Source organism: Marinobacter sp. SS13-12 (assembly GCF_030227115.1).
Lineage (GTDB): Bacteria > Pseudomonadota > Gammaproteobacteria > Pseudomonadales > Oleiphilaceae > Marinobacter.
Genome location: NZ_JASSUA010000004.1, coordinates 213057 through 226364 on the forward strand (window position 1 = coordinate 213057; position 13308 = coordinate 226364).

Here is a 13308-nt window from a genome sequence, read left to right on the forward strand (position 1 = left end):
GTTTCTTCCCCTTTAAGAATTCGTTTCTGATCAGGGAAGATTGTGGACAACTGTCATTTTTTATTGCGTAAAGAGGACGCTGTTTTTATGCCTCTACTTAATTTTTTCCGGTTTACGGATCTTGCAGAGGGGGGGCACGCCTGATGGGCATGCAAAATCTTTGAGTTTGCCCGTAACCCGGCAAAAACTCCGCAGGTTATACCTATCTCCTGGACGCAATCCACACCATCAGATTCATAAGCCCAAATGTTGCAAGTACAACAACGCCTGTTCCGATTAATGCGAATTCGATAGTCATGCCAAGGCCCTTGCATTTTCGATAATACGGTTACGCTTAGCGTAGCCGCATTGCTTTGTTGATGTCGATAACATCGAAGAACGATACTCAGAAAAGGCCAATGCGATCAATCTCCCCAAAGAGACACAGAGGTGGAATTCATGAGTCGTTTTCAAACCAGGGCCAGCGTGAGCATGCATGGAAATTATGTGGGGCGACTGGAACGTATCGGCGGTAGGATTCGATTTCAATACGACAAGGATTACCTTCGGTTGGGTAGGCCGTTGAGCCTGAACCTTCCTCTGCTACCTGAGCCTTACGAATCGGAAGGCCTGCCTCCCTATTTCAGCGGACTATGTTCGGAGGGATGGCTGAGACGAGTACAGGCATTTGAGCAACGCATAGACCCTTTGGACGAGTTCACCTTGCTCGTCAACAACGGCAAAGATCTCGCCGGTGCGGTTACGATTGAGTCTGAAGAGTGATGCCAGCGATATCGGCAAGGCAAGCTGTCTCGCCGCCGATTGGACCAATCGATAGCCCATTCATTAAGCAAGTTTAAGAGCCTCGACCACGAAAAATATCAATCGCAATCATCACAACGATGGAAGCCATCAAGAGCGCGCCCGTAGTTATCATAAATTCAGTAGTCATCGCACCTCCTCAACATAACCATAACAAAGTTTCCGGATTTTCACTCACCGACCCGACAGAAAGATTTTGTGGAGCTCATTGCGCCTGGCCTTTATGCACACGGGGCATGCGGATTCGGGGAAAAGGCCACATTAGGGTGCTCGCAAAGATATTCACGAGCCTGTTTGTCCAGTGCACATCATGAAAAGCCAACGCACCGTCCCAGAAACCAGAAGAACAATGATGGTTGTGTAACACGCCAGCCAACCCGTCAAAATCCAGCCAATGGGAGAAGTGAAGTCCACGGACCCGATATGGCCGTTGAGGGCCAACAGTCCAACAACTACAAAACAAGCCGTATACACGGCGGTGCTGACTTTTCCAAGGGTCCAATTCATAAGCTCTCTCCTCTGTGCTTACATCCACTGTAATAGACCTTTTGAAAATGCAACGCGAGATCCAGCTATCTTTATCCGGCCCCGACAAAACGTGCGGCTGCCCCGCTAGCGATGTCGCTGAGCCAACATGCCGTAAACGACGCGAAGTAGTACAATTTCGTTAAAACCGATTTGCAGGAATCGCCGATATGCCGGTAATCCAAATAATTTTCAGTGAGCGGGAAACCATGCCGGATTTGTTGGAACGCCGCGCCGCTGAACTGGACATCACCGTCGAACAGTTGATTCGTCGATTCATCTGTAAGGGTATGGAAGATTACGAAACGACAGACGGCCCAGCGGAGCCTGGAGAGACACTCGAGGACTTTTTGATCAAAAACGGCGTATTAAAAAAGTGACAGACCTAGTGAAACTATCGTTTCCAAGTTCGGACGAGGAAGCCGTATCCGTCGCCATAAACGCAACATCGGGCATCGTCGCCTGCTGATATGGGTTCAATCAGACCGAGAACAACTTCATTCTGAATTTTGCTTTGCTTCGAAGTAACGTCTCGTCTGGGCCAGTTGTTTCATTGACCCACTGGCCATGAAATCAAGGGCGGACGATCCAGCAAATGGCAGATCGCTGGTGGCGAGGCGAATTCTTCGGTTGGCGCGCTCAGCATTCGGGTACATCTTTCTCAGGGATTTATAGATGCCCAGGATATAGCTCACTCTTTCTAGCAAGTCATGAGAAGGTTTCGAATACGGCAGCGTCTGATACTCAGCGAAAGTGGCGTCCGAAACTCCACCGAGCATTTGAATCATCTCTTCTTGAGAGCACCCCCACTCGCGACAGATACCAAAGAAGCCCTTGAGCGCAACATGGCCTATCAAACCCTCTTGGTCATTTGGCGTTGATTCATATTCATGTGGACCGATCATAACTATCTGCTCCGACTGTGAGCTTAACTGCCAACCAGGGAGCCCTTTTGATCCCTAGACTTGATAATTCTATCGCTTTCGGCTGACAACGAAAATGCCCTCCGGCACTAGGGTTCGCGTCTCGCTTCTGGGGGGGGCTCAACGGCAAACTTCTACTTATCTCCAACTTCGACTTCTACACAGCCTCAATGCCGGGCTAAGCCGGTTGGAGCGCCAGCGAAAACCGGCTTAGCCCGTGGTTAACTAATTCTCGTTCTTGGGCGGCATGCCGGATTTTTCCAACTCCGTAATCACTCGATTGCGGCCACACTTTTTCGCCTGATACATAGCGCTGTCGGCGCGAACCAATAAGGTTTTAAGGCTATCTCCCTTCCTCCACTCTGTAACTCCCAGGCTTACCGTCACCGGGTCTCGCAAACCAAAATCCGTTGCCGCCACCTGAGCCCGTAGTCTCTCGGCAAATTCTGTGGCACCTGTTAGTTCCGTGTTGGGCACCAGTACCAGAAACTCCTCACCGCCCCAACGGCCCAGCTGATCACCCTCCCGTAAGCAGGATTCCAGGCTGTTAACCAGGGTTTTCAGAACCCGATCTCCTTCATCGTGTCCGTACGTATCATTTACTTCCTTGAAGTGGTCGATATCAAACAGCACCAGAGAAAACGAATGGCCATAACGTTCGGCATTGGCCAGAAATACCTGCACCAGATGCTCGATTCGATAGCGGTTCATTGCGCCGGTCAGGGAATCGGTGGTTGCCAGCTCGTGCAAATGGTCATTCGCGCGAGCAAGCGCCTCCCGCTCGGACTGCAAGCGTTCGTTCAAATCAGTCACTTCGTGAGACGAAACCAATACTGCCAGATCGTCACCCAGGTCCCTGGCTGACACCAACTCCTGTGGCAGCCAGGCCAGGCTTTTTCCACGCACCTCTTCCCGCCATACGGCAAAGGATTGTCGCGGCGTAAGTCTCAATTGGTCATCCTGCCGCTCGAGTATTTTTTTCGGCTCCCCCGCCCAGTCGACCGTTTCGACCTGTTCCCGGCGAAAGAAAAACAGCCAGCCTCGGGTAGTGACATCTATCACCAAGGGCATGGCCAACAGCCCACAACAGCCACAATCAAGCTCGTCGACTGCGGGATACCCCGCTTCCGCCAGACTGATGGTGGACCACGGGTTGAGCTCACGCCACTGTTCCGCAAGCCAGGCCGCCAAATCAAACAGTTGGGATTTTACCGGGGTACAACCATGCCGAGACGTGTGATCGCGGTAAACCAAAGCCACTCCGCTGGCCCGAAACAATCGCAGCCACTCCGCGGCATATTCGGCAAGGATCTGCTCTGGCCCCTGCTCCAGCACTTCACGCGCCAGTACTATCCGGTTTTGGCGGACCTGATTCCGAAAGCGGGCCTCAGCCTCCGCTTGCAGCAAAAACAGGCGCTGGGCGGCCACCCGTACCAGGATCGCCACGCTGTCGCGCCCTGAGGGCGTTAACACTTCCGCATCCCGCTTGTGACAGGTCAAAAGGCCCCAGAGCCCAGTGCTCGAGTAAATAGCCACGGACATTGAAGTGGCGACTCCCATGTTCTGCATATACTGGCGATGTACTGGGGACACAGCACGCAGAGCTCCCAGGCTCAGGTCTACGGATGTTTCAAGAGAAGGCACCAGGGGCACCGGGTCCTGATAGGTATTGGCTATAAAACGGAGCTGGTTTACCCCGTAGAGTGCCCGCACCTGTGGGGGAATATCACTGGCGGGGAAGTGATGATTCAGCATGGACGATAATCGTTCGTTATGACTTTCCGCCACCACCCGACCATTCCAGTGTTCATCAAATCGAAAGACGAGCGTGCGGTCATGACCGGTAATCGACCTGACCGCCGCTACCAATTCATCCAGCACGGCGGCTTCAGTATCGGTATTGACCAACTTTTTCAGATGTTCATTGACCAGCGATAGCCAGCGATAACGGGTACCCGGCTCAACGGGTTCCAACTCCACCACCACGGAATCGCCGGAGCGAAAGGCAGCAACATGAAGCCTTTGGGCATTACCCTGTACCTCCCGGCTAACAACCAGCCCTGGCGGCAACTGGTCACTGTCAGCAAGCCCTTCACGCAAACGGCGATGTACTTTCTTGCCCAGCAGCATCTGAGGCGACACCGACAGGCTCTCGTGGACAGAAACGCCCAGGAAAGCCTCAATATTGGCGCTCACCTGTTGAACACAGGTGAGCTCCCGGTCAAGGCGAATCAGAATGCCAAACGGCTGAATGGCCCCGGGAATTCGGACCGGCTCACTGTCACAGATGGCGAGAGCTGCTTCTATTTCCGCCTCTGAATAAAGGGCGTTATCTCCCATGGGCAAATAGCTGCCACTGGTCAAGGTGGGTATGAAGAGTAGAAAACGTCATATTAGCCCCCTCAATAATGCTTCTGGTGTCATCCTGATAGTGTCGCTCCAAATCTGTACTCAACCAACTGCGAAAAGCGGCCCAGGAGTTGTTCCATTGATGAATGTTAAAAAAGCTTGCGCCCGAATTCTCATCTAGACCCAGTGTCTGAGCCAGATGTTTGGCAATAAACCGGCCGCCTTGGGTAGACCCCTCAATCACATAGAGTACCCCGATCAGATAAGCCCCACTGCCTTCCAGCCGAAGTTCTATCGGAGGATGGATCAAGCCGGGGGATGCACAACCCAGCACCCGGCAGTCATTGGCCAGTAGCGCCACGCGAGGCAGATACCGATAATCAGGATCTGGATGTCGCTCAAGCAGGGCCGCTGTCGCGGGGATCAGCTTCGATTCCAGTGTTTGGTAAAACGCCAACATGGACTGCAGCAGCTGGCCGTACTCTATCTCCGTCAGCCGACTGGAGAGCACTCGCTTCAATAATGGCTGAGCTTCCAAAGCCAAATGGGCCGGCCGGGTTTGCTCACGCAGTTGTTCCAATACTGGTTGACTCATAGCGTCTCCGAGCCTAGGGAAAAGGGAGCGAGCAAAGAAGAAATAAAATGACGGCTTCTGTAGATTCTACTGGTCGAAATGAAGTGGCGTCGGTGGGACAACTTGAAAGTGATGAGCAGCTTTGACCCGTCTGTCTATCCGGAGCAAGCTGCTAGTTTTGCGGCCTCCATGTAGCGCGCACTCAATCATTTTTGCTGCTGTAGACTATCACGAATCAAAAAATAGGTATCTTCGATCCACGTTACGGTGTGTCGCTCCTTTGTCATATCCGATTTTACGACCAGGGACTGGTTCTGCATGCGCAGCTTGAAGCATTTAAACTATGCTCACTCTGGTTACCTGACCAGTGGGATTTTCCGACAAGACTACACAGCAATTTTTACCTTTGAGCACGGCCTCTGATTGGGGATTGTGCTGAGGGCACCATGGAAAGGGCACCCCTCTGCCATCTACTGCTATGCTGTTAAGTCAGCGAATGGACAGTTGTCGTAAGGAGACTTAAATGGCGCCTCGCTCCATTTTAGCTTTTTTATGTGTTTTATTAGCTGGGGGCAGCCTCGCAGAGGAGCGAACCATAACTCTAGTGGGTGACAAGTGGTGTCCATTTAACTGCAATGACCATCCGGACCATCGCGGTGTTCTGGTTGAGAAGGCGGCATCCGCCTTAGCAGAGGAAGGGTTCAAGTTAGAATATATTGAAATTCCCTGGAGCCGGGCAATTATCAGTGTCCGAGACGGTCAGTATGATGCGATCGTTGGAACAGGGATTTCTGAAACGCCAGATTTTCACTTTCCACCTGAGCCTCTGGCTAATGCTCACCATAGTTTCTTTACTCTCCCCACTAGCGCCTGGGAGTACCAGGGGCTTGAATCCTTGAAGGACATACGTATTGGTGTGATCCAAGACTACTCTTATGGCGGGCTCTATGAGGATTACATTAAAGAAAATCAGGATAATGAATCCCGCGTGGTTATTCTTAGGGGTGATCGAGTTTTACCTCGGCTTGTAGAAATGCTGGGGCTGGGCCGTATCGATGTGCTCGTGGCAGAAGAAAGGGTTTTAAATTACCACTTCGCTTTGAGCGGTCAGGAAAACCCTTTGCGACATGCCGGACTTGCAAACGAGGAAGCCTTATACGTTGCGTTCTCGCCGGCATTAGATGATGGGGCTGAGTTTGCGGAAGCTTTGGGCCATGGCATGAAAAAGATAGAGAAGTCGCCTTGAGTTCATCAACGGATTTACTCGAATTCTGCGTCACTTCAATCTTGTGCACAACCCATCCTGAACACCATGCGCAACCTGTTGATGAGGGCGGCGTAGCAGTCGCAGGCAGCTGTCTCAAACCCGGAATGATCGAGAATGCGGATCTTGCCCGATTGGCCAAGAGATCATTTGATGAAGGAACAGAGGTGTGAGCAACTTAGGCTCTATTTGCTAAGTTTGAAATACGGGGATTATTCCTAGCCGCTGCGATGAAAGCTGAATCATTAGCAGACATCAGGGGCAGCGGTTCAAAGAGATAAGATGTCCGGAAGGACCCTGGAAGCGCCAACCATGATGTTTAAATGCCCCACGCGGTGTAAACTTGTCAGCGTATGCAAATGCAGACTCACCAGTCCTCGCAGATTAATGCACCTTCTCAGACGATGCTCAAATGTATGGCTAAAATCATACGGGCCGGCGCTCCAACATCGCCACTAGCCAACTACCTATTGAGGAATGGCATGGGGTTATCGGCGACGCCACTCTGGACCGGCTCGTTCACAACGCTTCCAAGATCAATTTCCTGGGTGAATCCATGCGAAAACGACAAGCAAAGTTGACGGACACTGCGAGTTCGGAGTAAGAAGAGAAATCCCGCGTCGCTACGCTCCGATGCGTGGCAGGCTTCACGTGAAATGGGTGGCAACCTTCAGCGGTTTACACAATTGGTTAGCATAGTATCTGTTCGACAGCACTGAAATGGTCCAGTATTATGCCACCCGCTGCCTCTGGCACTACAATCACGAACGACCCAATATGGGACTCGAAGGCATTGCTCCTCAACAAAAAGTTGCCATGATGGTCTAATGTCTACTTTTGAGCCCCTCTAAAAATGGGGGGTACCAAGGACTGATAGCTGTATGTCGATAGCACGCAGAATAAGTTCCCTGCTAAACAGAGACAGAATTCATCCACCCAACCCGACATATACGCAGGCTGCAGTTCTGATTGGTATAGTCCCGGGTCCATATGGCGAACAAGTGATTTTCAATCGAAGAGCCTCGAGCATGAACAATCACGCTAACGAGATCTGTTTACCCGGCGGTGTACTTGAATATATTGATCACGGCTCACACACTAACGCAGCTTTGCGAGAGGCCAATGAGGAAATCGGACTACCGAAGGAGAATGTTCAGGTTATGGGGGTACTTGAGAGCTGTACCACCAGTCAACACATAGAGGTAACGCCAATAGTCGCAATAGTCAGACCACCCACCGAATGGATTTTACAAACTCATGAGGTTGAAGAAGTCGTGGAGCTACCCCTGAGCACCTTCCTCGAAGCAAGAAACTACAGGCGTATTTCCAAGCCATACTTCGATAGAGAGGTTAATACTGTTTCGATCACATGTAACTCTTGCGAAATATGGGGGCTTACAGCGAAAATCATGATGCAGCTACAGCAACTTGTAGATCAGGACTCAAATTAAGTCTATGATTCCCTGATATCTCGAGCAGCAAGTTCGTTTGCAATGGTTTCTGCATGACTCCGCAGAATGCCTGCCACCTCTTTTATCTTTTCCTCGCCGAGTCTTGCAGAGGGGGCAGACATTGAAATAGCGGCTTGCAGGTGATATTCCTCACTGGTTGGCATGGGAATGGCAACTGCCACACAGCAGAGGCCACGCTCAAACTCTTCGTTGTCTACAGAGTAGCCCTGAGTCCGGATTTGATCCAATTCTTTCAGAAGCTGTTTAGGAGTCCCGATTGTAGAATCGGTATACTTCTTAAAGGTACAAGTCTTGGCGTACTGTTTGCAATAATCATCTGGCAATCTGGATAACAGAACTTTGCCCACTCCTGTGCAATATGCTGGCAACCGTGCCCCCATTCGAGTCCTTATCGTAAGGCTCCGCGCACCCTCACCTTTTGCCACGTAACAGACTTCGTCATTGTCCAGAATTGCAGCGTGGATAGTCTCGCCGAACTGATCCGCCAGCTCATCTACGTGGGGTTGGACGATGCTGTTCATCGCATCAATCACCGACACACGCCCCCCAAGAGTAAACAGTAGAAGCCCCAGCTCAAAGTGGCCGTCTGGCATTTTAACCACAGCGCCTACCTGCTGCAGCGTGGTCAAAAATCTGTGGGCAGTAGCAATATTGATATCCAGTTTTCTCGCAACCTGAGAGAGCGTGAGCTTCTCGCCAGCGTAAGAAAAAGCATTCAAAATCTGGAAAGCTTTTATAACCGAGTTATTTACTGGTGTTGCCATTTAAATACTCTCTTCCCTATATAGCTCTCTAGCCGGAAGGTCCCATGATGCCCCTGAAAGAGCTTCTGCTTCTGTCTAAAAAGAACCAGAACCCATGCTGGAACGAAAGGCGTCGAAGACTAAACTAATTCCAAAAGAGAATCAATTGAACGATCCGCGTAGAGCTCGCACATGGCGACATTTGATCGGTAACCATATCGGACGTAGACGGATGTCACCCCAGCATTTTTTGCCGCCATTATATCCGAAAAAGAATCCCCTACCATCATGCTCGATTTCGGCTCCCCACCCAACTCGCTCAGAGCGTACACCAGCATACCCGATTCAGGTTTATAACTACCAAACTGATCAGCGCAAACAACAACTTGAACCAGATCATCCAATCGGAATCTGGAAATTATCGAGCCCGTGAACTCAACCGGCCGGTTAGTGACAACACCAACTCGAAAATTCTGGTCCGTGAGTGTCGCCAGAATAGTACGTGCATCCGGGTATAAAGAGGCGTACCTTCCATTGGTTTCCCTGTAAAACGATAAAAACAAGTTGTAAGCGTTTAGAAAGTCCTCTTGTGAAACAATTCTATGGTGGAAACTCACGTACCTGTTGAATGCTCTCTTCAGAAGCGTTTGGGTTCCCAACCCTACCCAGCTTCTAACGTACTCTTCCTCAACAACGGGTAAACAATAATGAGCCATGACCTGATTTATACTGGAGCAAATATCAGGAGCACTGTCCACCAGAGTACCGTCGAGATCAAAGAGTGCAACACGGCAATAGTCGCGATTACCCGAGACAATGCCAGCCAAGGGGGTCTTTCCAGCCATACTAATCAAACCTCAAGCAATCGATCATCATCCAAGGGCTTCCGAAACTTTCTTTGCTCTGCGCAGTAAAACGACACTACCAATGATCAGCACCAAAAGAAGTACGATGCCAATAACCAGAAAGCCGTGGGAAATTCCTAACAATTCGATCACAATACCCAGCCCAATCGGTACAACCACACCTGCAAGTCGGTTCGCAGTCGATCTTAACCCAACGCTCAGCCCCTGCTGCTCTCTTGGAATGGCATTCGATAAAACTGAAAGAAGTAGTGGCAAGGAAATCCCCATTCCAAGGCCAAATATAACAGCTGCGGTGAAAAAGATACTGAATCCAGATAGGTAGGGCGTCATGGAGATGAAGATGATTGCGGTGGATATACCACCGATCAATACAACAACCTGAGAGCCAAACAATCTGGAAGCTGGCGCGCCGAGCAAGGTAGCGAGGCCTGAACTAAGTCCAGCAACACCCATCAGAATTCCAATGTTAAATTCGTTCTGCCCAAGATGTACCAACGCTACAGCGTAAAAAGAGGCTTGAATGCTATAAGCCGATATTCTTAAAAAAGTAGCAAAGACTACCAGATCCACGCCCGGTTCTTTCAGCATGATAAAAGCCTGCCTGTAAACCGACCACTTAGGCATCAGGCTTTTCCAAGATGTTATGGACTCTTTGGGTCGGTCACCAACCGGAAGGCAGTATACGGCAGCGAATAAAAGAAAACCCCACAATGAGATAATTCCAAAGCCGGCTATCGGGCCACCGAACTTCCACGCGAAGCCCACCAGCACAGGCCCGGCAAGGTTCCCCATGTTAGTGGCGAAGCTGAAGCGCCCGGCACTCTTCGGATCCCCTTGAGCAACTCTGGCCAACGCTGTCTGTGCGCCGATCCATGCCATTGAGCTGACCAGGCCGCCAAACAGCTCCAGAATGAGCACGGCAATAACAAAAGGAAAAACGGGATAAAGCCATGGCAATAGCCCATTGAGAATAGCCAGCACAAGGAGTGTTCGGCGAACACCGAGTTGGTCCATCAAGGAACCACCATGAATGGAAAGGAACAATGGCACAAAAGAGCGGGCACTGAGAATGACACCCATATAGGCCGGTGGCACACCCAGGGAAATACACCAGAGGGGAATAGCCAACCCCTTCATCAGGGTTATGCTCAGTGAGAAAAAAGCAGCTGCGTAGATCGCCAACATGCTGACTTCACTTGTACCTGTACTGGCACTAGTTTTCGATTCCATTAAGATACCTATTTATATCTTTGTAATAATGATCACTTCATACAAAAACATTCCCTGCTTTACTTCGGGTAACCCCTGATGTACAAGCCTGAGCCGGAAGAAAAAAGCGCCCTTATCGGAAAATCCGGGGCGCATGGCAACGATGCAGAGCAACAACCACAACAACTCATTCAGAGCAGACTGTTCATACGTCCACTAGCGAATGAACTTCTCGGTAAGAACATGTTTGATCTCTGCCTTTCTTTTATCAGAAAGATCAGCAAAAATGTTCTGAATCAGCTTATTCAGATCAGCAGCTGAAAGAAAATTGATGGGGCGATTCATATCCTTAGCTTTCTGGATAAACTTGTCATCGGTGAGAATATCCTCGAGGTGACCGGCCAGGAAATCAGCCCTTTCAGGGTCTACGTCTTCATGCATAACCAAAGCACGGCCAAGCGTGGTGATGTTGGAGCGGAAGTCCATCCAACGCTCGCCTTCTTCATCCAGATTACCAACTTCAAAAATAGTCGGAGTGTCCGGGAAAAGTGCGTCACGCTCCCGATCCAGGGCGGCCAAAGGCACCAGCGAGTCATCGCCAACATAGTTGATCGCGGACGTCGAACTTACAACAACACCATCTGCCTCACCCCGCACAACGGCAAGGGCAATGGCGCTGGTGCCATCGTAGCCAAGCACAATTGAAAGCTCATCCGATGTCAGATTCAGCGCTTCAGCCATCGCAGCAGTGGCGTCAGATACAGAATCCGTCAAGCCAGTTGCCCCCCAGCGGCTACCTTCTGATTTCATGGTTGCCAGAACTTCTCCGAAGGTGCGTTCTGTATTTTGCGCGCTCCACATCGCCATGCGGGTGTCTACAACAGCCCGACCAAGCCAGGTTACCTTGCTCAGGTCAAAGCGCGTACCCGGTCGGTCCGTAAGTTGTGCCAATGCTGCCGATTCCGAGCTTGCAAGCATCATGGTCTTATCATCGCCACTTTGTGCGAGCCTGTTAAGGGCAAGAAGGCCGCCACCACCGGGTTGGTTTTCCACTATGACCGTGGCCCCTATGCGCTTTTCCAGCTCCGGAGCAATCATACGGGCGTACTCGTCGTAACCACCGCCAGGATTAAACCCAACGACGATTTTGACGGTTTTACCTTCATAGTAATCCGCCGCATCCTCTGCCTGGGCGAGATTTCCAAATCCAAGAAATATGGCCGTCGTTACGGCAGACGCCATCACTGTTGAAGCGAGTTTTCCGATTTTATTTTTGTTCCGAAACATTGCCTTCCCCTTACTTTCAGTGGTCAGTGCAACGCGCCCGACTTGACGCGACGCGCTGCAAATCCGCATTTCAACCAGTTATTGGCTGGAATGCAGGTGTTACCTATTGAGCAACATTGAATTTATCCATCTTCGGAGTTACACCGTTCTTCTTCATTTCTTCGAGCCAGATCTGATGAATGCGTGGATCCTGATCTTCATACTCCACCTGATCACCGCCATCCTTCATGCTGGTAGATACCGCACCCCTTTCACCTGGCTTCATACCCAGGAGTGATTTCCGGCGATCAGTGGTGAACGGATACCGTAGACCACCAACACCTGTTGCCAGGTAGCGGGCTGGATCCTGACTGGTGTTGAAATGCTGGTGGAACTGGCGATCTGCAGGCGGGAACACCACACCGTGTTTCCAGTCGATACGGGTGAAGTCTTCTTCACCTTCGAACCACAGCATCGAGTAGCCCTGCCCCGTTACACACATGACGTGGTAGCCCGGGCCATGACGGTGACCTTTTTTGTAGGTTCCCACTGGCATCTCGGAGATGTGGGCGTGCATGGTGCCATCGGCAAGCACGAACATGATGTTGCTGCCGCCTGCACCGCGGTCACCCCAGGACTTGAGCTCAATGCTGGCCAGGTCCGGTACGAAATTGGTCTCCCACATGTGGTTACCCGGGCGCACGGTAATCAGGTCACCCTCGCCTGAGAAGTACTTCTCTTTACCGGTACGCTCACTGAAGTCGAAGTTATTGTTGAACACGAAATCTTCATTGTGAAACGCGTTCATCACCATCGGCATATCAGTGGTGGTTACCAGCAAAGCACGGTCTTTACCACTGCCATTAAAGTGGCGATAGCGGGCATTCAGCGGAATCGCAAACAGGCTCTTGGGACCCCATTCAAAGGACTGCGTAGAGCCATCGGCAAATTCGAGCTGGGTGCTGCCACGACCTTCCAGCACGTAGAAAACATCTTCGTACAAATGTTTCTGGGGTGAAGTGGATTTACCCGGAGCAATCTCGTAAAGGAACATGTTGCTGAAGTCACAGCGGCCTTTCAGATGCGCTGCTGCACCCTTCACGTGATCACCGGCTCTGGCCCAGGGCTTGGTTTCCAGTTCAAACAGATCAATACCAAATGCCTCTGTTACCGGCAGCCCTTCACGCTCGACCCAGTCCATATAAAAGTCGACGCCATATCTGGGGATATCTTTATCACTCATACTATTTACCTCTGATTAATTTACTTTTTAAGTTCAAACACTCTTAAAGGGGTGTCAGCCCTGATTCACCGAG

The 13308-nt window shown here is 50.8% G+C and carries 13 protein-coding genes and 1 pseudogene; 5 read left to right on the forward strand and 9 right to left on the reverse strand.

Annotated elements, in window-relative coordinates; genetic code table 11:
* Nucleotides 1–438 precede the first annotated feature (438 nt).
* On the forward strand, nt 439–762 hold the full coding sequence (locus QPL94_RS19060; RefSeq protein ID WP_285359507.1) for a HipA N-terminal domain-containing protein: 324 nt from the start codon (nt 439–441) through the stop codon (nt 760–762).
* 321 nt (nt 763–1083) lie between these two features.
* On the opposite strand, the gene QPL94_RS19065 is transcribed toward QPL94_RS19060, so the two are convergent.
* Nucleotides 1084–1308, reverse strand: a complete 225-nt coding sequence (locus QPL94_RS19065; RefSeq protein ID WP_285359508.1) for a hypothetical protein — start codon at nt 1306–1308, stop codon at nt 1084–1086.
* A gap of 188 nt (nt 1309–1496) precedes the next feature.
* Between QPL94_RS19065 and QPL94_RS19070 the strand changes: the two genes are divergently transcribed.
* On the forward strand, nt 1497–1706 hold the full coding sequence (locus QPL94_RS19070; RefSeq protein WP_285359509.1) for a hypothetical protein: 210 nt from the start codon (nt 1497–1499) through the stop codon (nt 1704–1706).
* A 117-nt stretch (nt 1707–1823) separates the two neighbouring features.
* Here the strand turns inward: QPL94_RS19070 and QPL94_RS19075 are convergent, their stop codons facing one another.
* From QPL94_RS19075 to QPL94_RS19085, 3 genes are all read right to left on the reverse strand, one after another.
* Entirely contained in the window at nt 1824–2231 is a 408-nt protein-coding gene (locus tag QPL94_RS19075) for a DUF2384 domain-containing protein (protein ID WP_285359510.1), read from the reverse strand.
* Between the two features lie 243 nt (nt 2232–2474).
* The gene (locus QPL94_RS19080) at nt 2475–4589 is read right to left on the reverse strand and encodes a sensor domain-containing diguanylate cyclase (RefSeq protein ID WP_285359511.1); all 2115 of its coding nucleotides are present in this window, start codon (nt 4587–4589) and stop codon (nt 2475–2477) included.
* Nucleotides 4579–5193, reverse strand: a complete 615-nt coding sequence (locus QPL94_RS19085) for a biliverdin-producing heme oxygenase (RefSeq protein ID WP_285359512.1) — start codon at nt 5191–5193, stop codon at nt 4579–4581. Before QPL94_RS19085 ends, QPL94_RS19080 begins: the two co-directional genes overlap by 11 nt.
* Before the next feature lie 502 nt (nt 5194–5695).
* On the opposite strand from QPL94_RS19085, the gene QPL94_RS19090 reads away from it, so the two are divergent.
* The 3 genes and pseudogenes from QPL94_RS19090 to QPL94_RS19105 all read left to right on the forward strand — a co-directional run bounded on the left by QPL94_RS19090 (nt 5696) and on the right by QPL94_RS19105 (nt 7887).
* Entirely contained in the window at nt 5696–6418 is a 723-nt protein-coding gene (locus QPL94_RS19090) for a substrate-binding periplasmic protein (protein ID WP_285359513.1), read from the forward strand.
* A 451-nt stretch (nt 6419–6869) separates the two neighbouring features.
* Nucleotides 6870–7040 (forward strand): annotated as a pseudogene (locus QPL94_RS19095) (ATP-binding protein); the annotation flags it as partial.
* Between the two features lie 277 nt (nt 7041–7317).
* Nucleotides 7318–7887: an NUDIX hydrolase gene (locus QPL94_RS19105; RefSeq protein WP_227663840.1), complete on the forward strand. Its 570-nt coding sequence runs from the start codon at nt 7318–7320 to the stop codon at nt 7885–7887.
* Nucleotides 7888–7889: 2 nt separating this feature from the next.
* Here the strand turns inward: QPL94_RS19105 and QPL94_RS19110 are convergent, their stop codons facing one another.
* The 5 genes from QPL94_RS19110 to QPL94_RS19130 all read right to left on the reverse strand — a co-directional run bounded on the left by QPL94_RS19110 (nt 7890) and on the right by QPL94_RS19130 (nt 13235).
* Nucleotides 7890–8672: an IclR family transcriptional regulator gene (locus QPL94_RS19110; protein WP_199447428.1), complete on the reverse strand. Its 783-nt coding sequence runs from the start codon at nt 8670–8672 to the stop codon at nt 7890–7892.
* A gap of 119 nt (nt 8673–8791) precedes the next feature.
* Entirely contained in the window at nt 8792–9496 is a 705-nt protein-coding gene (locus QPL94_RS19115) for an HAD family hydrolase (protein ID WP_199447427.1), read from the reverse strand.
* Between the two features lie 27 nt (nt 9497–9523).
* Complete coding sequence (locus QPL94_RS19120; RefSeq protein ID WP_285359514.1) at nt 9524–10702, reverse strand: MFS transporter; 1179 nt, start codon at nt 10700–10702, stop codon at nt 9524–9526.
* Between the two features lie 240 nt (nt 10703–10942).
* Nucleotides 10943–12013: a Bug family tripartite tricarboxylate transporter substrate binding protein gene (locus QPL94_RS19125; protein ID WP_285359515.1), complete on the reverse strand. Its 1071-nt coding sequence runs from the start codon at nt 12011–12013 to the stop codon at nt 10943–10945.
* Between the two features lie 103 nt (nt 12014–12116).
* Entirely contained in the window at nt 12117–13235 is a 1119-nt protein-coding gene (locus tag QPL94_RS19130) for a cupin domain-containing protein (protein WP_285359516.1), read from the reverse strand.
* Nucleotides 13236–13308 lie beyond the last annotated feature (73 nt).

Bases quoted from the DNA above. Each gene is read 5' to 3' on its own strand.
- QPL94_RS19105 (WP_227663840.1), top strand. From the start codon at position 7,318: ATGTCGATAGCACGCAGAATAAGTTCCCTGCTAAACAGAGACAGAATT.
- QPL94_RS19085 (WP_285359512.1), bottom strand. From the start codon at position 5,193: ATGAGTCAACCAGTATTGGAACAACTGCGTGAGCAAACCCGGCCGGCC.
- QPL94_RS19080 (WP_285359511.1), bottom strand. From the start codon at position 4,589: ATGGGAGATAACGCCCTTTATTCAGAGGCGGAAATAGAAGCAGCTCTC.
- QPL94_RS19120 (WP_285359514.1), bottom strand. From the start codon at position 10,702: ATGTTGGCGATCTACGCAGCTGCTTTTTTCTCACTGAGCATAACCCTG.
- QPL94_RS19125 (WP_285359515.1), bottom strand. From the start codon at position 12,013: ATGTTTCGGAACAAAAATAAAATCGGAAAACTCGCTTCAACAGTGATG.
- QPL94_RS19070 (WP_285359509.1), top strand. From the start codon at position 1,497: ATGCCGGTAATCCAAATAATTTTCAGTGAGCGGGAAACCATGCCGGAT.
- QPL94_RS19060 (WP_285359507.1), top strand. From the start codon at position 439: ATGAGTCGTTTTCAAACCAGGGCCAGCGTGAGCATGCATGGAAATTAT.
- QPL94_RS19075 (WP_285359510.1), bottom strand. From the start codon at position 2,231: ATGATCGGTCCACATGAATATGAATCAACGCCAAATGACCAAGAGGGT.
- QPL94_RS19115 (WP_199447427.1), bottom strand. From the start codon at position 9,496: ATGGCTGGAAAGACCCCCTTGGCTGGCATTGTCTCGGGTAATCGCGAC.
- QPL94_RS19065 (WP_285359508.1), bottom strand. From the start codon at position 1,308: ATGAATTGGACCCTTGGAAAAGTCAGCACCGCCGTGTATACGGCTTGT.
- QPL94_RS19090 (WP_285359513.1), top strand. From the start codon at position 5,696: ATGGCGCCTCGCTCCATTTTAGCTTTTTTATGTGTTTTATTAGCTGGG.
- QPL94_RS19110 (WP_199447428.1), bottom strand. From the start codon at position 8,672: ATGGCAACACCAGTAAATAACTCGGTTATAAAAGCTTTCCAGATTTTG.
- QPL94_RS19130 (WP_285359516.1), bottom strand. From the start codon at position 13,235: ATGAGTGATAAAGATATCCCCAGATATGGCGTCGACTTTTATATGGAC.